A 21,456-nucleotide genomic window follows, 5' to 3' on the forward strand; every position below is an offset into this window, starting at 1 on the left:
CGGCCACCCCTGGCGGCGCGCGGGACGGGGCTTTCGTCCCGCAGGGGTTTCCTTCTCGGTCGCCGTCGCTTCGGCGGCGATGGCGTGGGGAAACCCCTCCGTCCCTTCGGGCCGGGCGCGGGCAAGGATGCCCACGCTCCCAGGAAAAGCGGCGGCGACAACGGGGCGGGAACACTCCGTCCCTTCGGGCCGGCGCGGGAAGGATGCCCACGCTCCCAGGAAAAGCGACGCCGGAGGGGCTGGTTTCCCGGACCACGCGACTCCGTTCGGCCGGAAGCCCTGCCGGGAGCGCCGCTTCATCTGACTGCGAGGGGCCTTTGCCCCTGCTGGGAGCGCGGCCATCCCTGGCGGCGCGCGGGACGGGGCTTTCGTCCCGCAGGGGTTTCCGGCTCGAACGACGTCGCCTGAGCGGCGACGACACGAGGAAACCCTCCGTCCCTTCAGGGCGGGCGCGGGCAGGATGCCCACGCTCCCAGGAAAAGCGACAGCGACAACGGGGCGGAAACCCTCCGTCCCTTCGGGCCGGGCGCGGGCAGGATGCCCACGCTCCCAGGAAAAGCGACGGGAGAGGTTTTTCCTCGGGTTCCTCTCAGCGCCCCAGGTAGGCGGCCCGCACCTCGTCCATCGCGGCCAGCTCCGAGGCCCTGCCGCTGAGGACGATCCGCCCCGTCTCGAGAACATAGCCCCGATCGGCGATAGCCAGGGCCATGTTGGCGTTCTGTTCCACGAGGAGAATGGTCATGCCCGATTTACGAACTTCGACGATGGTGCGGAAAACCTCTTCCACGAGGATCGGCGCCAGCCCCATGGAGGGTTCGTCGAGGATCATGAGCTTCCCTCTCCCCATGAGGGCCCGCCCCACGGCGAGCATCTGCTGCTCCCCTCCGGAAAGGGTCCCCGCCTCCTGGCTGCGCCGCTCCTTGAGACGGGGAAAGAGGGAGAAGACCCTCTCCATGTCGTCGTCGACGGCACGATCCTTGCGAAGATAGGCCCCGAGCAGGAGGTTGTCCTCGACGGTGAGATTGGGAAAGACGAGGCGCCCCTCGGGCACGTGGGTGATTCCGGCGCCGACGATGACATGGGGCGCGACGCCAACCAGATCCCTGCCCTGATAGAGAATCCGGCCCGAGCTGGCGGGGACGAGGCCCGACAGGGCACGGAGAATGCTTGTCTTGCCCGCGCCGTTGGCGCCGACGAGGGTGACGATCTCTCCCTGCTCCACGCAGAAAGAGAGCCCCTTCACGGCCTCGATGGCCCCGTAGGAGACGCGGAGGTCCTTCACCTCGAGCATCATGCCGCCGCGCCCCCTTTGCCGAGATAGGCCTCGATGACCTTGGGGTCGTTCCTGATCGCTTCGGGTTTCCCCTCGGCGATGGTGACGCCGAAATTGAGGACGGAGATGCGGTTGCAGATCTCCATGACGAGCTGCATGTGGTGTTCGATGAGGAGAATCGTCACCTGGAATTCCTTCCTTATCCAGGCGATGGAGTCGGCCAGGACATCCACCTCCTGAGGATTCATTCCCGCCGCCGGCTCGTCGAGGAAGAGGAGTTTGGGCGACGTGGCCAGAGCGCGGGCGATCTCGAGGCGCCGCTGAATGCCGTAGGGCAGATTCTTGGCCAGCGTATCGGCGAAGGGAAGAAGATCGAGCTTTTCCAGGAGGAAAAGGCACTCCTCCTCCACCTGTCGCTCCGTCTCGACCACTCCCTTGGGACGCAGAAAGGCCGGAAGGAGCCCGTAGCCGATGCGGGGATGGCAGGCGATCTTGATGTTGTCCAGAGCCGAAAGGTTCTTGAAAAGGCGGATATTCTGAAAGGTCCTGGCGATGCCCCGCGTCGTGTAGGCATGAGTGGGCTTACCCACCAGATTCTCGCCGCCGAAGAGAATCTCCCCCTCCGTCGGCTCGTAGATTCCGGTGAGCATGTTGAAGACCGTCGTCTTTCCGGCGCCGTTAGGGCCGATGAGTCCCGCCAGATCGCCCTCGGCAAGGGAAATGTTGAAATCCGTCACGGCCCTGAGGCCGCCGAAGGCGATGCTCAGATGCCTCACCTCGAGAAGAGGCGAGGAAGTTTCCTGCGAAGCCATCATCTCACCGCCCCCCCTCGTAACCGGCAGGACGGCGGATCTTGGGCACCAGGAAGGAGAGCTCCCTGTCGCCGTAAATCCCCTGCGGTCTGAAGAGCATCAGAAGAACGAGGGCGATGCCGTAGATGACGAGACGCCATCCGGAAAGGAAGCGAAGCATTTCGGGAAGGACCGTCAGCAGCGAAGCTCCCATGATGGTGCCCGTCAGGCTCCCGGCGCCTCCCGCATAGAGGTAGACGAGATAGTCGATGGACTTGAGGTAGTTGAACTGGTCCGGATGGAGGTAGCCCAGCAGATGGGCCAGAAGCCCTCCCGCCACGCCGGCCACGGCCGAACCGATGGTGAAGGCCATGACCTTGTACTTCGTGGTATCGACGCCCATCGTCCCCGCCGCCAGCTCGTCTTCCCGGCAGGCGATGCAGGCCCTCCCGAAAGAGGAGTAAATGTAGTTGCGGAGCACCCAGAGCGTGGCGCCGAAAAAGGCGACGATCCAGAAAAGGTTGCTGTAGCGGGGAATGCCCGAGAAGCCTCGAGGTCCGCCCACCTGAGGAATGAGGCGGATGAGGGAGCGGATGATCTCCCCGAAGGCGAGGGTCACGATGGCCAGATAATCTCCCTTGAGGCGGAGGGAGGGCTTTCCGATGAGATAGCCGAAAAGGGCCGCAACGACCCCTCCGACGAAGACGGAAAAGAGAAAAACCAGGGGGCGCAGGACCGGAAGAAGGGCCGCCGAAGGAAGAAGCAGCGTCGTCACCGCCGCCGAAGTGTAGCCGCCGACGGCGACGAAACCGGCCTGACCGATGGAGAACTGGCCGGTGAAACCGTTGATCAGATTGAGCCCCAAGGTGACCATGACGTTGATCATGGCGAACATGAGAATCTGAATGTAGTAGGACGTCAGCACTCCGGCCTTGCGCAGAGCCATGACGACGACATAGAAGGCGACAAGTCCGAGAAGGGGGAAGTATTTCCGCAGGCGATCCATCACCTTCCGCCCCCTAGACCTTTTCGATCTTCACTTTGCCCAGCAGTCCCGCAGGGCGGAAGAGAAGAATGAGGATGAGGATGACGAAACCCGACCCGTAGCCGAGCTCGGAATAGAGGGCCGTGGCCATCACTTCGCAGATGCCCATGATCAGCCCTCCCAGCATGGCCCCGGGAATGGAGCCTATGCCGCCCAGGACGGCGGCGATGAAGGCCTTCGTGCCGAGCCAGATTCCCATGAGGACATCGATCATGGGGTAGGTCATGGAATACATGACGCCTCCCGCTCCGGCCAGGGCCGCGCCGAAGAAGAAGGTGATGGCTATGATGAAGTTGACGTTGATTCCCATGAGGGAGGCCGCGTCCTTGTTGAAGGAGACGGCCCGCATGGCCCGTCCCACCTTGGTGCGGTGCACGATATAGGTGAGAGCCACCATGAGCGTGGCCGAGACGAGAATGTTGACGATCTGGATGGAATTGATGATCGCCCCGGCAGGAAGGGTGAAGTTTTTGAAGGGGATCAGCATGGGAAAGGGACGATAGTTGGGGCCGATGAAGGGGAGCATGCGGGGAAAGTTCTCCAGAAAGATGGAGACGCCGATGGCCGTGATGAGCGCCGAAAGACGGGGCTTGTCACGCAACGGCCTGTAGGCCAGACGCTCGATGACCACGCTCAGACAGGCCGGAACGAGCATGGCCAGGAAAATGGCCAGGGGAAAATTGGCCCCCAGAAGCTCGGCGGCGAAGTAGGCCACGAAAGCACCGATCATGACCAGGTCTCCGTGGGCGAAATTGATCAGATTGATGATGCCGTAGACCATCGTGTAGCCGAGGGCGATGAGGGCATAGATGACGCCCAGCTGCACGCCGTAGATCAGAAGCTGTAGAGTTTCACGCACGTTGACCCTCTCCCTGCAGTGACTCGTCTCCGAAGGGGGGCGACGGAAGCCCCCCTTCGGGATTCGGCGGATGAACCGTTAGGGGTTGATGGTGGTGACGTAGGTGGTGGTGCCGCCGGCAAACTGCATGATGACGGCCGCCTTCTGGGGATTGCGCTTCTCGTCGAACTTGATCTTGCCCGAGGGAAGGTCGATGTCGATGGCGGCGATGGCATCGCGCAGGGCCGGGCCGCTCACCTTGCCGGCATCCCTGAGCCCCCTGAGGACGATGGCCGTGGCCTCGTAGGAGAGAACGGCGTTGGAATTGGGCACCGTGCCGTAGGTCTGCTGGTACTTCTCGACGAAGGCCTGCACCTCGGGCCGCTTGGCCTCGTGAGAGAAGGCCGCGGTGAAGGCGGCGCCCTCTTCGGCCCCGGCGGCGATCTTGGGAAGATCGGGGCTATCCCAGCCGTCGCCGCCGACGAAAGGAACGTTGATGCCGGCCTTGCGGGCCTGGTTCATCTGAAGTCCCGTCTCGAAGAAGGCATTGGGCAGGTAGAGCACCTCGGCGCCGCTGGCCTTGATGTTGTTCAGCTGGGCGTTGAAGTCGCGGATATCGGAACCGCCGTAGGCCTCGAGGGCCACGATCTCTCCGCCCATGGCCTCGAAGTTCTGCTTGAAGTACTCCGTCAGCCCCTTGGAGAAGTCATTGCCGTTGTTGTAGAGAACGGCGGCCTTGGTCACTTTGAGATTTTCCATGACATACTTGGCCATGACGCTTCCCTGGAAGGGATCGATGAAGCAGGCCCGGAAGATGTAATCGCCGACTTCGGTCACCTTGGGATTGGTGGCGAAGGTCGTCACCACGGGGACTTCGGCGGACTGGGCGATGGGACCTCCGGCGAGGGACGTCGACGAGGCGTCGGGACCGACGATGGCCACGACCTCGTTCTGGTCGATGAGCTTGCGGAAGGCGTTGGCGGTGATATCGGGCTTGTTCTCGTTGTCCTCGAAGAGGACCTTGACCTCGTAGATCTTGCCGCCGATGTCGAGACCGTCGGGGGCGAACTCCTTCACGGCCAGCTCCACGCCGTTTTTGATGTACTGACCGCCGATGGCGTTCTGACCCGTAATGGGAGCCACGACGCCGATCCTCACCTGATCGGCGGCGAAGGCCGCGCCCCCGATTGAACCGACTGCCAGCAGTGCGCACAGGAACAGGAGCAAACCCTTTCTCTTCATTCTTCGTTTCCTCCCTCTCAACGTAAAAACATCTCGCCTCGAAAAGCGGCGCCTCGCGCCCGGCTCCCTCTCGCCTCGCCCTCTCACCTTTCCGTCATCTCTCACCTCCAGGACCGATCATCGACTCGGGACAGCTCCCTCAAACCAGAGATTTCAGAAAACGCCCCATCCGCTCCAGGGCCTTTTCGATCGTCTCCTCCGAAGCGGCGAAGGATAGGCGCAGGAACCCCTCCCCGGCGGCGCCGAAGGCGTCTCCGGGAACGGTGACGACGCCCGCTTCCTCAAGCAGGAGGCGGGCCATCTCCACCGAGCTCCGTCCGAAGGACGAGATGTCGGGAAAGGCGTAGAAGGCGCCTTCGGGGAGATGACAGCGGACTCCGGGAAGGGCGCGGAGCCCCTCGACGAGGAGATCGCGCCGTCTGAGGTAACCCCGGCGCATCGTTTCCACCACCTCCTGGGACCCTTCGAGGGCGGCCAGGCAGGCGACCTGGGCGGCGGCGTTGACGCAGGAGGAAAAATTCTCCTGAAGGCGCCCCATGGCGGCGATGATCGCCTCGGGCCCATGAACGTAACCGACGCGCCATCCCGTCATGGCGTAGGTCTTGGAGAAGCTGTTCACCGTCAGAACCCGGTCGGCCATGTCGGGCAGCGAGGCGAGACTCACGTGATCCCTCCCGTCGTAGACGAGATGCTCGTAGGGCTCGTCGGAGATCACGACAAGATCGCGGCGCCGGACCACGTCGGCGATGGCCTCGAGCTCCTCGCGACGCAGCACCGCTCCCGTCGGGTTCGAGGGCGAATTGAGGAGGAGAGCCCTCGTCCGGGACGTCAGGGCCCTTTCGACGGCCTCGGCCTTCAGGTGGAAGGCCTCTTCTGGGCGGGTCGGGACGGGGCGGACGACGCCGCCGACGAAGTGGATCTGGCCGAAATAGTTGGGCCAGCAGGGATCGGGGACGAGGATCTCGTCGCCTTCGTCGATGACGGAGGCGATGGCGAGCATGAGCGTCTCGCAGGCGCCCGTGGCGACGAGGACGTTCCTCTCCGTTCCGGCGATGCCGTTTTCGGCGGCCAGCTTGACCGCCAGAGCCTTCCGGAGCTCGGGAATGCCGGCGTTGGGCGTGTACTTCGTGGCCCCCTCGCGAAGGGCCCGGGCCGCACGCTCGACGATAAAATCAGGCGTGGCGTAATCGGGCTCCCCCACGCCCAGATTGGCGGCGTCGGGATAGCCCGCGGCGAGGGCGAACATGGTGCGGATCCCCGAATGGGGATTCGTGTCGACTCGGACACTGAGACGCATCGATCGCCCCTCCTTCATCGCTGGACGCGGCCGCTGCCGTCGCCGCCGACAAGAGTCATCACGTCGGCGACGGAGACTCTGTTGAAATCGCCCAAAAGAGTATGCTTCAACGCCGAGGCCCCCACGGCGAACTCGAGGGCGCTCTGAGGCGAATCGAGATGACGCAGGCCGTAGATGAGACCCGCCCCGAAGGAATCGCCTCCGCCGATGCGGTCCACGATGTCGTTGATGGCATACTTGCGGCTGACGTAAAAGTGGTCCCGGTCGGCCAGAAGGCCCGACCAGTTGTTGCTGTCGGCGCTCAGGCTCTCCCGGAGGGAGACGCCCAGGAAACGGAGATTGGGATAGGCCTTCAGGACCTGATCGGCCAGATGGCGGTAGCTGTCGGCCTCGAGGGAACCGGACGTGACGTCCACATCGGCCTCGATCCCCAGCGTCTTCTGGCAGTCCTCCTCGTTGCCGATGAGCACCGTGACGTGACGGACGATCTCGGGCATCACTTCCGAAGGCTTCTTGCCCCACTTCCAGAGCTTCTTGCGGTAGTTCAGGTCGCAGGAGACGGTGACGCCCTTCCGGCGACAGGCTTCGAGCCCCTCCAGAGTCACCTGGGCGGCCCCTTCGGAGAGAGCCGGAGTGATCCCCGTCACGTGGAACCAGTCGACACCCTCCAGGAGGCTCTCCCAATCGAAATCTCCGGACCGAACCTCGGAAATGGCCGAATGACTCCGGTCGTAAAGCACCACGGACGGACGGGCGCAGGCTCCCGTCTGGGTGTAGTAGATTCCCACCCGCTCGCCGGAGCGGCGGATGAATTCCGTATCGACGCCGAATCCGCGCAGCTCGCGGACGGCCGCGTCACCGATGGCGTTCGACGGCAGGGCCGTCACGAAAGCCACCTCTTCGCCGTAATTGGCCAGAGAAACGGCCACGTTCGACTCGGCGCCGCCGAAAGTGGCCACGAAAGACGGACTCTGGAGGAACGTCTCGTGGCGAGGCGGTGAAAGGCGCAGCATCAGCTCTCCGAAAGTGACGATTCTGGACATGACGGACCTCCTAACGACCCTTCCTGACCCGGGCGATCTCGGCCACGACGCGGGAAGCCATCGCTCCGATCGCCTCGAGATCGCCCTCGCCCCTGCCGGCCCCGGTGAGAGAGCCGCCCATCCCCACGGCGAAGGCACCGGCCTTGAACCAGGCCTCCAGATTCGCCTCGGACACGCCCCCCGTGGGCATCATGTGGGCCTGAGGCAGAGGCCCGAGAACGGCCTTCACGAACTGAGGCCCCATGCACTCGCCGGGAAAGACCTTAACCACATCGACGCCCAGCTCCATGGCGCGGGCCAGCTCCGTCACGGAACCGACGCCCGGCATATAGGGAACGCCGTAGCGGTTGCAGCAGAAGGCCACCTCTTCGGAAAGGCTGGGCGAAATGATGTAGCGGGCCCCGGCCAGAATACAGGCCCGGGCCGTGGGCGCGTCGAGAACCGTCCCGGCGCCGAGAATCAGAGACGAACCGCGGTGCTTCTCGGCGAGATACCCCATAAGATCGAGCGCCCCCGGAACCGTCATGGCCACCTCGACGGCCGGGATTCCCCCCTCGTAGACGGCATTCGCCACGGCCAGCCCCTTCTCCTTGTCGCTGGCCCGGATGACGGCCACGACTCCCTTTTCGTGAATGGCACCGAGGATCTCATACTTGGCGATGGGCAACATGCAAATCCCTCCGACTGTGAAATAAAAAGTTGAACGAAAGAAACGACCAGAAATCCGTCGGATCCGGACCGAATCCAATCGACGCAACGCGGCCGCAAGCGAGGACACAACCCCAGGGACGCGGAACGCGCCGGACAAAAGGACGGCACGATCCGTTGCGGGTGCAAGGCAAAAGGCTTTTCATCGGGATGCGGGGCGCGATCGGCAATCAGGCTGACTTAAAACCAGAAGTCTCCGAAGATGCTGTTCCAAAATATTCTTTTTTATAAGCTAAATCGATTCGGACCCGATCTACCGACAAAAACAGGACGAAAGATCGATAGATCCCGCCGGACGGTGGCCCCAAGACGGACTCCCTTGTCCCGGGAACCCGCACCGGCGAGACGATTCGAAGGGACCTCGCCGGCGCGGATCCGACGGAGCCTATCCCGAAGAACCTGCGGATTCGGGGTCGACTGACTCCTCTTTTGCGGACGGATTTCTCCTGGACTCAGGGAAGCGCCCCTCCGTAACCCATAAGCGCCGAAATGGCCCTTGCCGCCTCAAGCGCCTTCTCGCCCACGGGGCGGATCTGGTCATCGGCGAAACGGTAGGCCGGAGCCGATATGCTCAGGGCTCCCACAGGGTAGCCCTGAGCGCTGACGATGGCGGCTCCGACACAGCGGATCCCCTCCTCGTTCTCCTCGTGCTCCTCGGCCCAACCCCGCCTGCGGACCACGTTCAGCATGGCCAGCAACGCCCCGGGCTCGACGAGAGTCCGTTCCGTCCGGGGAACGAGAGGCGTGGAACGGAGGTAGTGATCCAACTCGTTCTGGGGAAGCCGGGCCAGAATGGCCCGTCCCGCCGCCGTGCAGTACATGGAAAGAGAGGCGCCGATGCGGGAGCGCATCCCGACGGGGTGGGAGGATTCAAACTTATCGAGATAAAACGTCTCCCCGCCCTGGTAACGGGAGAGATGGATCGTCTCCCCCACATCCTGCAGGAGGTTCTTCAGCAGAGGATGGGCAAGGACGACCAGATCGACCTGCCTCCGATAGGCATCGGCCCAAAGAAGCGGTGCCGACCCCATCTGATAACGGCCGTTCTCCGTGCGGAACACGACGCGATGCGTCTCCAGAGTGGCCAGAATGCGGTAGACCGTCGCCTTCGAAAGACCGACGGACGTGGCGATCTCCGTCACGCCCGCATCGTCGCGGACATCGGCAAGAACCTGGAGAACGGCCAGAGCACGATCAAGGACACGGATGTTCGACGAATCCGATTCCCCCGTCACAGCCCGATTCCCTCCTTATCAGCAGCTCTCCCCATCGTCTTCCACCTTTCCTGCCCCGCGGCTCTATTCTCAGAGTGTTTCACTAGACAAAACAGCATCTTGCTCTATAAAACACAGTATAGAGCGCAATGGCACCCTTGTCTATACTTTTAAAACAACGTTCCATACAATGAAACAAAATTTCCGGCCCTCACAAAAAGTCCGGCCCCCCTGCGATCGGCAGAGAGGCCGGATAAACTCTTCCCGAAGAAGAAAGGCAAGACGTCGCGGCCGTTGCCTTTCCTGGGAACACCATCGTCTCGACCCGCTTCGGAAAGAACGGAAAGCTTCACGTCACGGCCGTTGCCCTTCCCGGGAGCGCCATCGTCTCGGCCGCTCCGGAAAGAACGGAAAGCTTCATGTCACGGCCGTTGCCCTTCCTGGGAGCACCATCGTCTCGACCCGCTTCGGAAAGAACGGAAAGCTTCACGTCACGGCCGTTGCCCTTCCTGGGAGCGTGGGCATCCTGCCCGCGCCCGCCCCGAAGGGGCGGTGGGTTCCCCCCACGCCATCGGCACCGAAGTGACGGCGACCGAGGCCGAAAACCCTGCGGGACGGTGGCCCCGTCCCGCGCGCCGCCAGGGATGGCCGCGCTCCCAGCAGGGGCAAAACCCTTTCACCGCAAGGTTTTCCCAAGCACTCTATTGTCTCGTCCGACTTCGGAAAGAACGGAAAGCTTCACGTCACGGCCGTTGCCTTTCCTGGGAGCGTGGGCATCCTGCCCGCGCCCGCCCCGAAGGGGCGGAGGGTTCCCCCACGCCATCGGCACCGAAGTGACGGCGACCGAGGCCGAAAACCCTGCGGGACGAGAAATCCGTCCCGCGCGCCGCCAGGGATGGCCGCGCTCCCAGCAGGGGCAAAACCCGCGATCGCAGCCGGGGTTTCCCGGAAGCGCCATCTTCTCGGCCGCTCCGGAAAGAACGGAAAGCTTCATGTCACGGCCGTTGCCCTTCCTGGGAGCACCATCGTCTCGACCCGCTTCGGAAAGAACGGAAAGCGTCACGTCACGGCCGTTGCCTTTCCTGGGAGCGTGGGCATCCTGCCCGCGCCCGCCCCGAAGGGGCGGAGGGTTCCCCCACGCCATCGGCACCGAAGTGACGGCGACCGAGGCCGAAAACCCTGCGGGACGAGAAATCCGTCCCGCGCGCCGCCAGGGATGGCCGCGCTCCCAGCAAGGGCAAAACCCTTTCACCGCAAGGTTTTCCCAAGCACTCTATTGTCTCATCCGACTTCGGAAAGAACGCAAATCTCCGCTAACACCAGCTACTGAAAGTCTATTTGCGTTATTCCTCAAATACAAATTTTTCTGCTATAGATTCAAATAAAGATCTATTCCAGTTATCTACATAACGTTTATCATATATAAATGGATACAAATCACTTTTAGCTGATTCCACATCCAAAGTCAGCACTTGTTCCATATATAATTCAATCACATCTTCTTTGCGAAGAGGATGAGAAGAATTCCAATGGCCACTGTGCCTTAATTTGTCTTCCAAATAAGGAACATTGATTGCGGCCTTTTTTTGAACAAACCAGAGACAATCGTACCAATCTCTACCTTTTACTCGCGTCCCCCATGTTCTACAAAGCAAAGCATGCATCTTCCCAGAGAATAGGCAAGATAGAGTCATTGTGCGCAAAGGGAAGGCTATAGGGAAAAGATGATAGGTAATTTTATCTTTGAAATTTCTAGCTTTTCCAGTATCTACTTCTAATTTTATTTTGACAGTTTGATTTTTTGGTAAAATTTTTATTACATCAGATAATACCTGTGGAACAGCTAGAGAAAATATCCCCGTAAGAGGTTCCGTCTTGATTTGAGCGGAGGCAATTCCTCCAGTAGATATTTTCTGTTTCGCCTCAAATGAAGCTTCCACCTCAAAGTCACGTAAGGATTTCTCTACTGTCAATCCAAATGAATTTAGATCAATGCTTACTGCAGATGATAGAAGCGAAAAATCCAGATCCTCAGAAAACCGATCAAGTCCATGGAGAATTCGTAGCGCAGTGCCTCCATAAAAAGCGGCAAACTCAAAAAACCCACCTTGGTAAAGACTAAAAAGTATAATTTCTTGAAGTACTTCTTTTAATGCCTTTATAGCGGTTTCAGGATCTTTGATTTCGAAACGAGAAAGCATTTCTCTTACAATTTCAACTGCCATAGGGGTTCACTCCCTTCCATCGCGTGAAAAACGAGGCAAGAGCCGTCACTTTTCGGGAGCCATAGGCTTTCCCGAAGCGAAAAAGCTCTTCGACGTTCACGTCGATCCAGAAGCTCTCTTCCAGACGGAGGTCCTCGGCAAGATAGGTCTCCCAATCGACTGAGGAAGGGAGGTCTTCCATCCAGATTTTGTCGGCCAGTGCTTTCTCGGGAGAGGCTACAAAAAACCGTTCCGTACTACCCATGCTGTCCGGCAAGGTTGCCAGTGTACGGCCCAGGCCGAAAGCCCCTTCGGGGATGCGTGCGTAGGTGAAGGTTCCTGCGGGAGATCGATATTCTCTGCTGCGCCGCGGGGTAACGGAGGTGAAGGTCTCAGCCGACTCGGGGATGAGGCCATGAAATTGGAGGGCATATTCGAGAGAAAGAGTGGAAGGGAGGAGCAGCTGATTGGCGAGCCATCGCACATGGAGGGATCGACTCCGCCAGAGAGGACCGAGAACAAACCATTCACGGCTGATCCGTTGCACAACCTTTTTTGCCGCCAGAGAGGCGATGCAATCCTGAGGGCGAAGGTAGCCGCGTCGCGAAAGGACCTCGACCAGGAGGCTTCGCGGAAATTCCTCTCTGCCGAGCTCTGCTATTAATTCTGGAATCATAATTCTGGCCATGCATCTCCCCCTGGATCCATTATATCATCAAAAAAACACGATACAAAGCTATGAATCCGACAAAAAGTCGATCTTTAGGCGTTATTTAGTTAAATTTCAATTTGTGAATCCACTAGTCAGACCCGTTCTTTAGGTGCGGCAGTTAGGGCCGCTCCGGAAGAAAGGCAAGTTCTGCGCCGCAGCCGTTGCTTCTCCTGGGAGCGTGGGCATCCTGCCCGCGCCCGCCCCGAAGGGGCGATGGGTTCCCTGCACGTCTCCCTCGCCGCCGAGGTGACGTCGTTCGAGTCGGAAAACCCTGCGGGACGAGAAATCCGTCCCGCGCGCCGCCAAGATGGCCGCGCTCCCAGCAAGGGCAAAACCTCTCCGCGACCGAGTTCGTCTGCTTCCGGGCCACCACTTCCGTCGCCGAGAGCGCGTTCCCAGCAGGGGCAAAACCTCTCCGCCGCAGCCGTGTTTTCCTGGGAGCGTGGGCATCCTGCCCGCGCCCGCCCCGAAGGGGCGGTGGGTTCCCCCGACGTAACCGTCACCATCAAAGGAACATCGTTTGAGCCGGAAACCCTGCGGGACGGTGGCCCCGTCCCGCGCGCCGCCAGGGATGGCCGCGCTCCCAGCAGGGGCAAAACCCGCGATCGCAGCCGGGGTTTCCCGGAAGCGCCATCTTCTCGGCCGCTCCGGAAAGAACGGAAAGCTTCATGTCACGGCCGTTGCCCTTCCTGGGAGCGTGGGCATCCTGCCCGCGCCCGCCCCGAAGGGGCGGAGGGTTCCCCCACGCCATCGGCACCGAAGTGACGGCGACCGAGGCCGAAAACCCTGCGGGACGAGAAATCCGTCCCGCGCGCCGCCAGGGATGGCCGCGCTCCCAGCAGGGGCAAAACCTCTCCGCGACCGAGTTCGTCTGCTTCCGGGCCACCACTTCCGTCGCCGAGAGCGCGTTCCCAGCAGGGGCAAAACCTCTCCGCCGCAGCCGTGTTTTCCTGGGAGCGTGGGCATCCTGCCCGCGCCCGCCCCGAAGGGGCGGTGGGTTCCCCCGACGCCATCGCCGAAGTGACGGCGACCGAGACCGGAAACCCTGCGGGACGGTGGCCCCGTCCCGCGCGCCGCCAGGGATGGCCGCGCTCCCAGCAGGGGCAAAACCCCCGTGGCCAGGCGAAGCCGCGTTTCCAGCAGGGGCAAAACCCCCGTGGCCAGGCGGAGCGGCGTTCTCAGCAGGGGCAAAACCCCCGTGGCCAGGCGGAGCGGCGTTCTCAGCAGGGGCAAAACCCTTTCGCTGCGGGGTCCGTCTTACCCGGGTCAAACCTTCCGTCGCCGACTGCGCGCTCCCAGCAGGAACAAAACCCGCGATCGCAGCCGGGTTTATCTGGAAGCAACCTCGTGTTTCGCTCTCTCGCGAATCAGGGCAGGGACAAGACTCTCATTCGCGCCCCTCGGCCAGAGCGCGCACCCGACTCTCGGGCAGCTCCGTCAGATCGGCGACGGTCGCCACATCCATGCCCCGGGCCAGCATGCGGCCAGCCATCTGAACCCGAGCGCGTTCACTTCCCTTTTCCATGCCTTTCTCCATGCCCTTTTCCATGCCCTTCTCCATGCCCTTCTTTATCCCTTTTCTCTCGCTGATGCTGACATACATGCGTCTCGCCTCCTTGTCCCGTTCCAGTTCCTCTTCCCATTCCTCGTATTCCCGGGAACTCTCGTCGTCGGTGATGTGGATGACGCCTTCCATGAAGACAAGCAGCTGGGCCTTTTCGTCGTGGCTCCAGCCCCGATCGTCGAGAAGAAGCAGCATTTCCTTCAGGTAGTCCAGCTTGCGCGCCTCGTTCCCACGGCTTTTCCAGGCGCGCAGGCCCGCCAGGTGGGCCAGGTCGAAGGGGTTGTCGCTGGCTTTCAGTTTCTCTTCGTCTCCTTCGAAGATCTTTACGACGGGGAATTCGTAAAGGACTCGGGTGCCGTATCGTTCCCAAAGATAGCAGCCCTGCGACTGGCTCGGCGGGAGCGGCTCGATGAGGAAGGCCAAGCCGACGACGGGCCTTCGGTAGCGCCCCTCAAGAAGGCCTCGGTAGCGGTGCATCCTGAGGGGGAAGTTTTCGTTGCCTCCCCTTCCCTGGACTTCGGCGTGGAGGAGAATCCAGGCGCTCTCTCCTTCCGCGAGTGGGACGTCGGCCAGAAGGTCGACGTAGCGGTTCGAGTCGGGGTCTCCCCCTTCGGCCTTTCGGGTGAACCGGGCGAGACGGCGAAGTTCTTTGTCGAGGAAGGTGACGGGGCGAGTCGGATCGAGGTCGGAGGCCAGGTCGGGAAGGACGGACCGGAGCATGGGGACGAAGAATCGCGAGAGGAGGTCTTTCCAGAGCGAGTCGTCCTGGCGGAATGCGGTCCTTTCGGCGATGTCCTCCGAGGCATGCGGAGTCTGTCCTGCGACTCCGGCGGCAATCCCTTCCGGCGACGGGGAGTCCCTTCCGCCGCCTCGACGGGCGGCATCCTTTTGAGCCGTGCCTTCCGCCCCTGGCGAGGAGAAGGGGGTCTTCGGTGCGGTGCCTTTTTCCTCTCTCACAGACGGGCCACCTCCCTCACGTCGGCAGAGGAGCCGAGGTCTCTGCCCCTTTGTCTGAAGTCTAGCACATTTCGAAAGTCGGGATCGGATCGCTCCGTTCCTCGGCCGTCTCCGCCTCACGCGCGACATCGTAAGGACCCCACCGCCCCTTCGGGGCGGGCGCGGGCAGGATGCCCACGCTCCCAGGAGAGGCAACGGCCGCGACGTGGAGCTTGAGGTTTTGCCCCTGCTGGGAACGAGCTCTCGGCGACCGAAGGGTTGGCCCGGAAGCAGACGAACTCGGTCGCGGAGAGGTCTTGCCCCTTGCTGGGAGCGCGGCCATCTTGGCGGCGCGCGGGACGGATCTTTCGTCCCGCAGGGTCTCCCGACTTGAACGACGTCCCCTCGGCGATGAGGGAGACGTGCAGAGAACCCACCGCCCCTCCGGGGCGGGCGCGGGCAGGATGCCCACGCTCCCAGGAGAGGCAACGGCCGCGACGCGGAGTCTTCCGTTCCTTACCGAATCGAACAGAGACAATAGAATACCCAAGAAAACCTCCCGGCGGAGAGGTTTTGCCCCTGCTGGGAACGAGCTCTCGGCGACGGAAGGGTTGGCCCGGAAGCAGACGAACTTGGTCGCGGAGAGGTTTTGCCCCTGCTGGGAGCGCGGCCATCTTGGCGGCGCGCGGGACGGGGCCACCGTCCCGCAGGGTCTCCCGGCTTGAACGACGTAACCTTGATGGCGACGGCGAAGCGTGGGGAACCCGCCGCCCCTCCGGGGCGGGCGCGGGCAGGATGCCCACGCTCCCAGGAGAAGCAACGGCCGCGACACGGAACTTTCCGTTCCTTCCCAAGCGAACCGAGACGATGATGCTCCCGGGAAAGGCAACGGTCGCGGCGCGACGACGAAGCGGTCCGTCCGGGAAACGCAGATCCGATGAGGGTGACGAAGGAACCGGGGGCTCTTCGCGAGCCCCCGGTCGGGTCAACTGCCGTTTTTGAAGCGCGATCAGATCTCTTCGGCCACCGGCTCCTTTGGCTTGATGAGAGTGACGAACTGCCGCACGAGAAAGACAAGGGCAACACTGACGATGAAGAAAACAAGCGTCACCCGGAGGCCGTAGCTCCGGTTCAGGTCCTGAAAAAGGGCGCAGAGGCAGAGGCCGATTCCGACGGCACCGACGAGGGGCGTCAGCGGCCAGAGGGGCACCTTCCAGGGTAATGCCGCCGCCTCCTCGGCACAGCGGGAACGGAAGGCGAAGGCCGCCCGCAACGTCAGCACCCATGAGACGCACCAGACCCAGACCACCTCGTAGCTCAACAGCTGATAGATCATCGTCTGTCCCGCCGCCTGGCCCCAAAGGACAAGGATGACGGCGAGCCCCCAGACAAGCCAGATATTCCGGAAAGGAGTCCGGTAGCGCCGATGAAGCTCGCCCATCCAGGAAGGAACGCCGTAGCCCGACCGAGCCAGATTGTAAAGATCTCTCGGCGGCTGATAGATCGTTCCCATGAGCAGACAGGTGGCCGCCGCCGTCCAGGCCGCCGCGTTGAGGACATTGGCGAAGACGGGACCGTAGACCCGGTTGGCCGACGTCACATAGAGCGACTCGAGAAACTTCTCCACCTCGCCGTGGGGCACCGTCCCCACGGCGGCGAAAAGGGCCCAGGTATAGACCGTCACGAAAGTGATCGACGACCAGAGAAGCACCCGCGCCACGTCGACGGGATCACGCGCCTCCTCGGAGGCGAAAAGCACCGTCGAGGCCCCCATGAAGGCATAGACGGCGACGGGAACGGCGCTGAAACTCCCGGCCAAACCGTTGGGCATGAAAGGCCTGTAATTGGCGGCCGCAACGTGGGGCGTCACGGCCGCCGCGTAGGCCACGACGCTGCCGACGAGAAAGAGGACGAGAATGAACTGGGTCCGCGCCGCCACATCGACGCCCCGGACATTGAGCCAGGCGAAAAGCGTCAGCCAGCCCACGGCCAGCAGCGTGATCCACAGATCGGCCGGTTGAAGGTGAAACCCCAGATGGACGAGGAAATTATGGGTATAGGCCCCGATGGCCAGCCCCGTGCTCCCTCCGGCCAAAATCCATCCGATAGAAAAAAGCAGAGACGACGTGGCCCCCCAATCCCACCCCACGAGCTTGCGGACCCATACCTCGGGCCCGCCCGACGTGGGGTGCCAGACGACGAGCTCTCCGAACGAAACCATCAGGAAAATCTGTGACAGCCCAACGAGAATATAGACCAGAACCATCGACGGACCCGCCGAGGCCACGCCGTAGCCGGTGAGGGTGAAAACCCCGTCGCCGACGACGGCGCCGACACCGATGGCGAAAAGCCACCAGAAACCCAGGGCCTTCTTCAACGTAACCTTTTCCGAAGCCATCTTCCTACCCCGCTTTCCCGCTCTCTCTGAAGCGGCGGATTCACTGCTTCCGCATGAAAGAATCGAGGCGCCCGTCGGTAAAAACCGACTTGGGGAACTCAAGGTAGAACGTGTAGTTATACCCCGCCTCGGCCCACTGGGCGATGGCCACGTCGCCCGCCACGCTGATGAGCAGCGTCGCGTCCTCCATGGAAATCCCCGTCCGGCTGCAGAGGAAAGCCGCCATCCTGCGGCAGACGGCCAACACCCCCGACTTCCCGTCGGGAGCGTCGGCATAAGTCACCCAATGGCTGCGCGTCTCCACCATGGGCGCCTCGAGCTGAACGTTGCGATAAAGCCTCTCGATGTGTACCTGCACATCGGCGCCCGTCTCCACGCCGATACAGATCTCGCCGTCGCCCATGTTGGCGTGGACATCGCCCATGGCCACGAGCGCCCCTTCGACGAAAACGGGCAGATAAACCACCGAATCGGGCCCCAGAAGACGGATATCCATATTGCCTCCGTGACAGCCCGTCCGCCCCGTGGGAAAAGCCATCGTCGGCGTCGTCCCCAGAGTCCCCACATGAGGGCGCAGACCCACGCGCACGCCGGGCCCGTACTCGACGCACCCCTTCTTCTGATCGATGGAGACGATCTTCGTAAGCGGCGCCTTCACGTAGGCGTCGAGGACCCCCTCGCCCGGAATCAGCGTCAGCACGCCCCAGTCGCGGAGCCGGATCCCCTCGATCCGCAGCGCCACCACATCTCCCGGAACGGCGCTCTTCACGCACAGCGGCCCCGTACAGGGATTCATATGAGACATGTCGATGGAAGTGGCCAGATCGGTCTCGGCGACGATCTCGTCGTTGAAACAGTCTCGGGTCTGAAAAATGACGCTCTCGCCCACCTCGGCCCACTCGACGGGCGCCGTGTTCGGGTCGAAACGGTAGGAAACCTTATCCTTCGAAATCACTTTCACGGAAAACCCACCTCCTCGCGAATTCTTCAAAAACCACGATCAAAGACTTTTCAGCACGCTGCGGGTGATCTCGATGCCCCGAGCCAGATCCTCGACAGGGACGTTGAGGGCCGGACGGTAGCGGATGGAGGAGCCGCCGCAGGGAAGGATGAGCATCCTCTTCGCCCAGAGGGCCTTGAGGACCTTGTCGCGGTCGGCGGCGTTGCGGAAGTCGTAGGCGCACATGAGTCCCTTGCCCCGGACGTTGCAGAGCAGGTGGGGGAACTCGGCCTCCAGTTCCTTCAGACCGTTGTAGAGGGCCGGACCGGCCGTGTTCGACACGTAGTCCAGAATGTTGTCGTCGCGGTAGATCTCCAGGTAGCGCGTCGAACGGACCATGTCGACGACGGTGCCGCCCCAGGTCGAGTTGATCCGGCTCGAGACCTTGAAGCAGTTGTCCTCCACCTCGTCGACCCTCGGACCGGCGCAGAGGCCGCAGATCTGGGCCTTCTTGCCGAAGCAGAAGATGTCCGGCTTCACTCCGTGGTGCTCCCAGGCCCACATCTTGCCCGTGACGCCCATGCCGCACTGCACTTCGTCGAAGATGAGGAGGATGTCGTTCTCGTCGGCGATCTCGCGGAGTTTCTTCATGAATTCCGTCCGGAACTGGTTGTCGCCGCCCTCGCCCTGGATGGTCTCGATGATGATGGCGCAGATGTCGTCGGGGTTGTCGGCCAGAGCCTGTCTGATCTGCTTCTCCGCCACCGTCTCCAGCCACTGGACGACGCCCAGATGGTCCTCGAGGGGCCAGGTGATCTTGGGGTTGATCACGCGGGGCCAGTCGTATTTGGCGAAGAACTGGTATTTGTTGGGGTCGTTCGTGTTGGTCACGGAGAGGGTGTAGCCGCTGCGGCCGTGGAAGGCGTCGTTGAAGTGAATGACCTTCGTTCCCTTCGTTCCCCGGATGGCCTGACCCTTGGTGATCTTGCCCTGGGCGAGGAGCTTGCGGACCTTCCAGTCCATGGCGACCTTGAAGGCGTTCTCGACGGCCAGGGTGCCGTAGTCGATGAAGAAAAGGTGGTTGAAGCCCTCGGGCTTGGCCACTTCGGCGAAGGTCTTGACGAACTCGGCCATTTCGACGGTGTAGATGTCGGAGCTGGCCACCTTGTTGATGGCCGAGCGGAAGATCTTCTCCTTGAATTCGTCGTTGGCCAGCTTGGGATGGTTCATGCCGAAGGGAGCCGAGGCGAAGAAGGTATAGAAGTCGAGCCACTGGTCTCCCGTGGCGGCGTCGACGATATGGCTACCCTTGGATTTCTCCATGTCGATGACGATGTCGAAACCGTCGCGGAGAACCCACTTGGCGATGACGGACAACACTTCTGAAGCCTTCACACCGGAAAAACGTTCGGACACGGCGAACACCTCCAGATCTCTCTTCGGGGCCGACAAGGTCCCGTCCTCGGGGAAACGCCTCCTCAGCCTTCCGACGGCGCGTCCGGAGAATCACCTCCTCGGCGGGCAGTCGGGACATCGCCGGCGGGAGCATCACAGACGAGATCATCCAACGAGCAATTTAGCACTTTGGCTAATATTCTCAGCTCTTCCGCATCAGGGAGACGGATACCTTTCTCCCAACGAAACACCGTATGCATGGATCGTCCCACCTGCCTTGCCAGCTCGGCCTGAGTCCATCCCGACCGCTCTCTCATCTCTCGGATACGCAGCATGACCTCACCTCCACCACCCACAATCTATTGCCCCAAATAGCTAAAGTCAATAGGACCGAGGACTCATATTATCCAAATGGATAATAAAAATTTATCTGAATTGCCTATTGAGCTCCTCCCCCAAATGGCTAATTATTAACCTGAATGGGAGGTGCTCCACCTGAGAACCGATCGACTCATCGCCCTGCGCAAGAAGAACAAACTTTCCCAACAAGAACTCGCTGTAAAGGTCGGCGTGTCTCTCCACAGCGTCTTCCGCTGGGAGAAGGGACTTCGCACGCCCAACGCCGAAAAGCTGGCCCTCGTCGCCGATATTCTGGGTGTCTCCATCGAATATCTTCTGGACAAGACCGACCCTCCCCAGGAACCGAAAGACCACGAAAAAGGACCGACCTCCGAAGAGATCGGCCCCAGCGTCGACATCGTACTGCCCTCAGGCAGAACCGTCGCCCTCACGCCCGGACAGCTCCGGGCCTACGAAAACTGGCAGAAGGATCGGGACCTCGACAAAACTCTGGCCCTCGCCGCCACCCTCGGAATTCCCCTGAGCGACATGATCCCCGGCGAAAACCGAAGCGACCACCCCAGCAAAAGCCACCGGGACCTGGCCCTCCTCGTCCGCACCCTGGCGCGGGAAAAGGGCGACGCCGATCCCGAATCCTCCGCCCTCGCCTCCATTGAAACCCTCACGGAAGACGACGCCCGCCACATCCTGGATGTCGTCAAGGAAACCCTCCTCTGGAAACTCCGCCAGGCCCGCCCCTGAAAACCGCGCCGCTCAACGAAAGCCACCCCATCGGCAGCAACGACGTGCGAAAAAATCTCCGCCCCTCCAGGACGGGCTCGGGCAAAGAGCCCCGCGCTCCCGAGAAAACCATCGTCACCTCTTGACAAACATCTCTTTATGAGTCATAAAATGACTCATAAAGCCCCAAGAACGGAGCCACTTCATGCTTGAATCGCTTATCACTTCAAAGACTCGCATTCGGCTGCTGCTCAAATTCTTCCTCAACCCGGCCCACGGAGCCTATCTCCGCGAGCTGGCCCAGGAATTCGAGGAATCGACCAACTCCGTTCGGGTCGAATTGAATCGCATGGCCGAATCAGGCCTGATCGAGTCGAAGGAAGAAGGGCGCACCAAAGTCTACCGGGCCAACCAGGCTCACCCCCTCTTCCCGGAGATCTCCCGCATCGTCGCCAAAACCGTCGGCTTCGACCGCCTCATCGAACAGGTCATCCAGCGTCTGGGCAACGTCAAATTCGCCTTCGTCACCGGCGACTACGCGCGAGGCATCGACTCGGGCCTCATCGACCTCGTCCTCGTGGGCGCCATCGACGAAACCTACCTGGCCTCTCTGACGAAAAAAGTGGAGGGCCTGATCGAAAAGAAAATCCGTGCTCTATCCCTCTCGCCGGAGGAGTTCCAAAAACTAGAGGGTCGATTCAAGGAAGAGCCGTATTTTATCGTGTGGGATAGCAAAAAAACCTGCACTATATTTTCAAGCACAGAATAAAACAAAT

At 61.6% G+C, this 21,456-nt stretch carries 18 protein-coding genes; 2 read left to right on the plus strand and 16 right to left on the minus strand.

Annotated features, from left to right (window positions below; all coding sequences use genetic code 11):
• Positions 1-589: 589 nt before the first annotated feature.
• The 16 genes from KAR29_RS11160 to KAR29_RS14115 all read right to left on the minus strand — a co-directional run bounded on the left by KAR29_RS11160 (position 590) and on the right by KAR29_RS14115 (position 19,935).
• Positions 590-1,294 (minus strand): ABC transporter ATP-binding protein, encoded by a 705-nt coding sequence (locus KAR29_RS11160; protein WP_311135588.1) that lies wholly within the window; start codon positions 1,292-1,294, stop codon positions 590-592.
• A complete protein-coding gene (locus KAR29_RS11165; protein WP_274373067.1) occupies positions 1,291-2,088 on the minus strand; it encodes an ABC transporter ATP-binding protein in 798 nt (265 codons plus the stop codon). The genes KAR29_RS11160 and KAR29_RS11165 overlap by 4 nt, the downstream gene beginning before the upstream one ends.
• 1 nt (position 2,089) lies before the next feature.
• On the minus strand, positions 2,090-3,070 hold the full coding sequence (locus KAR29_RS11170; RefSeq protein ID WP_274374979.1) for a branched-chain amino acid ABC transporter permease: 981 nt from the start codon (positions 3,068-3,070) through the stop codon (positions 2,090-2,092).
• A gap of 13 nt (positions 3,071-3,083) precedes the next feature.
• The gene (locus tag KAR29_RS11175) at positions 3,084-3,968 is read right to left on the minus strand and encodes a branched-chain amino acid ABC transporter permease (protein ID WP_274373068.1); all 885 of its coding nucleotides are present in this window, start codon (positions 3,966-3,968) and stop codon (positions 3,084-3,086) included.
• A 78-nt stretch (positions 3,969-4,046) separates the two neighbouring features.
• Positions 4,047-5,189 carry an ABC transporter substrate-binding protein gene (locus tag KAR29_RS11180; protein WP_274373069.1) on the minus strand — a complete coding sequence of 381 codons (1,143 nt, stop codon included), beginning with the start codon at positions 5,187-5,189 and terminating at the stop codon, positions 4,047-4,049.
• Positions 5,190-5,328: 139 nt separating this feature from the next.
• Positions 5,329-6,486, minus strand: coding sequence for a pyridoxal phosphate-dependent aminotransferase (locus KAR29_RS11185; protein WP_274373070.1), 1,158 nt, complete (start codon positions 6,484-6,486; stop codon positions 5,329-5,331).
• Positions 6,487-6,500: 14 nt separating this feature from the next.
• Positions 6,501-7,529: a sugar kinase gene (locus KAR29_RS11190; RefSeq protein WP_274373071.1), complete on the minus strand. Its 1,029-nt coding sequence runs from the start codon at positions 7,527-7,529 to the stop codon at positions 6,501-6,503.
• Between the two features lie 10 nt (positions 7,530-7,539).
• Positions 7,540-8,199, minus strand: coding sequence for a bifunctional 2-keto-4-hydroxyglutarate aldolase/2-keto-3-deoxy-6-phosphogluconate aldolase (locus KAR29_RS11195; RefSeq protein WP_274373072.1), 660 nt, complete (start codon positions 8,197-8,199; stop codon positions 7,540-7,542).
• Positions 8,200-8,689: 490 nt separating this feature from the next.
• On the minus strand, positions 8,690-9,472 hold the full coding sequence (locus KAR29_RS11200) for an IclR family transcriptional regulator (RefSeq protein WP_274373073.1): 783 nt from the start codon (positions 9,470-9,472) through the stop codon (positions 8,690-8,692).
• A gap of 1,322 nt (positions 9,473-10,794) precedes the next feature.
• Positions 10,795-11,676 (minus strand): nucleotidyl transferase AbiEii/AbiGii toxin family protein, encoded by an 882-nt coding sequence (locus tag KAR29_RS11205; protein WP_274373074.1) that lies wholly within the window; start codon positions 11,674-11,676, stop codon positions 10,795-10,797.
• Positions 11,666-12,343, minus strand: a complete 678-nt coding sequence (locus KAR29_RS11210; RefSeq protein ID WP_274373075.1) for a type IV toxin-antitoxin system AbiEi family antitoxin domain-containing protein — start codon at positions 12,341-12,343, stop codon at positions 11,666-11,668. The genes KAR29_RS11205 and KAR29_RS11210 overlap by 11 nt, the downstream gene beginning before the upstream one ends.
• A 1,411-nt stretch (positions 12,344-13,754) precedes the next feature.
• Positions 13,755-14,651: an RpnC/YadD family protein gene (locus KAR29_RS11215; RefSeq protein ID WP_274373076.1), complete on the minus strand. Its 897-nt coding sequence runs from the start codon at positions 14,649-14,651 to the stop codon at positions 13,755-13,757.
• 1,225 nt (positions 14,652-15,876) lie between these two features.
• Entirely contained in the window at positions 15,877-17,265 is a 1,389-nt protein-coding gene (locus tag KAR29_RS11220) for an APC family permease (RefSeq protein ID WP_274373077.1), read from the minus strand.
• 40 nt (positions 17,266-17,305) lie between these two features.
• Positions 17,306-18,226 carry an acetamidase/formamidase family protein gene (locus tag KAR29_RS11225; protein ID WP_274373078.1) on the minus strand — a complete coding sequence of 307 codons (921 nt, stop codon included), beginning with the start codon at positions 18,224-18,226 and terminating at the stop codon, positions 17,306-17,308.
• Between the two features lie 39 nt (positions 18,227-18,265).
• Positions 18,266-19,585, minus strand: coding sequence for an L-lysine 6-transaminase (gene lat, locus KAR29_RS11230; RefSeq protein ID WP_274373079.1), 1,320 nt, complete (start codon positions 19,583-19,585; stop codon positions 18,266-18,268).
• Positions 19,586-19,683: 98 nt separating this feature from the next.
• Entirely contained in the window at positions 19,684-19,935 is a 252-nt protein-coding gene (locus KAR29_RS14115; RefSeq protein ID WP_407649497.1) for a helix-turn-helix transcriptional regulator, read from the minus strand.
• 151 nt (positions 19,936-20,086) lie between these two features.
• Here KAR29_RS14115 and KAR29_RS11235 point away from each other — a divergent pair, with 151 nt between their 5' ends.
• Together KAR29_RS11235 and KAR29_RS11240 are read left to right on the plus strand one after the other, a co-directional pair.
• Positions 20,087-20,701 carry a helix-turn-helix domain-containing protein gene (locus tag KAR29_RS11235; protein WP_274373080.1) on the plus strand — a complete coding sequence of 205 codons (615 nt, stop codon included), beginning with the start codon at positions 20,087-20,089 and terminating at the stop codon, positions 20,699-20,701.
• A gap of 184 nt (positions 20,702-20,885) precedes the next feature.
• The gene (locus KAR29_RS11240) at positions 20,886-21,449 is read left to right on the plus strand and encodes a helix-turn-helix domain-containing protein (RefSeq protein ID WP_274373081.1); all 564 of its coding nucleotides are present in this window, start codon (positions 20,886-20,888) and stop codon (positions 21,447-21,449) included.
• Positions 21,450-21,456 lie beyond the last annotated feature (7 nt).

This window comes from Aminithiophilus ramosus (genome assembly GCF_018069705.1).
Lineage (GTDB): Bacteria > Synergistota > Synergistia > Synergistales > Aminithiophilaceae > Aminithiophilus > Aminithiophilus ramosus.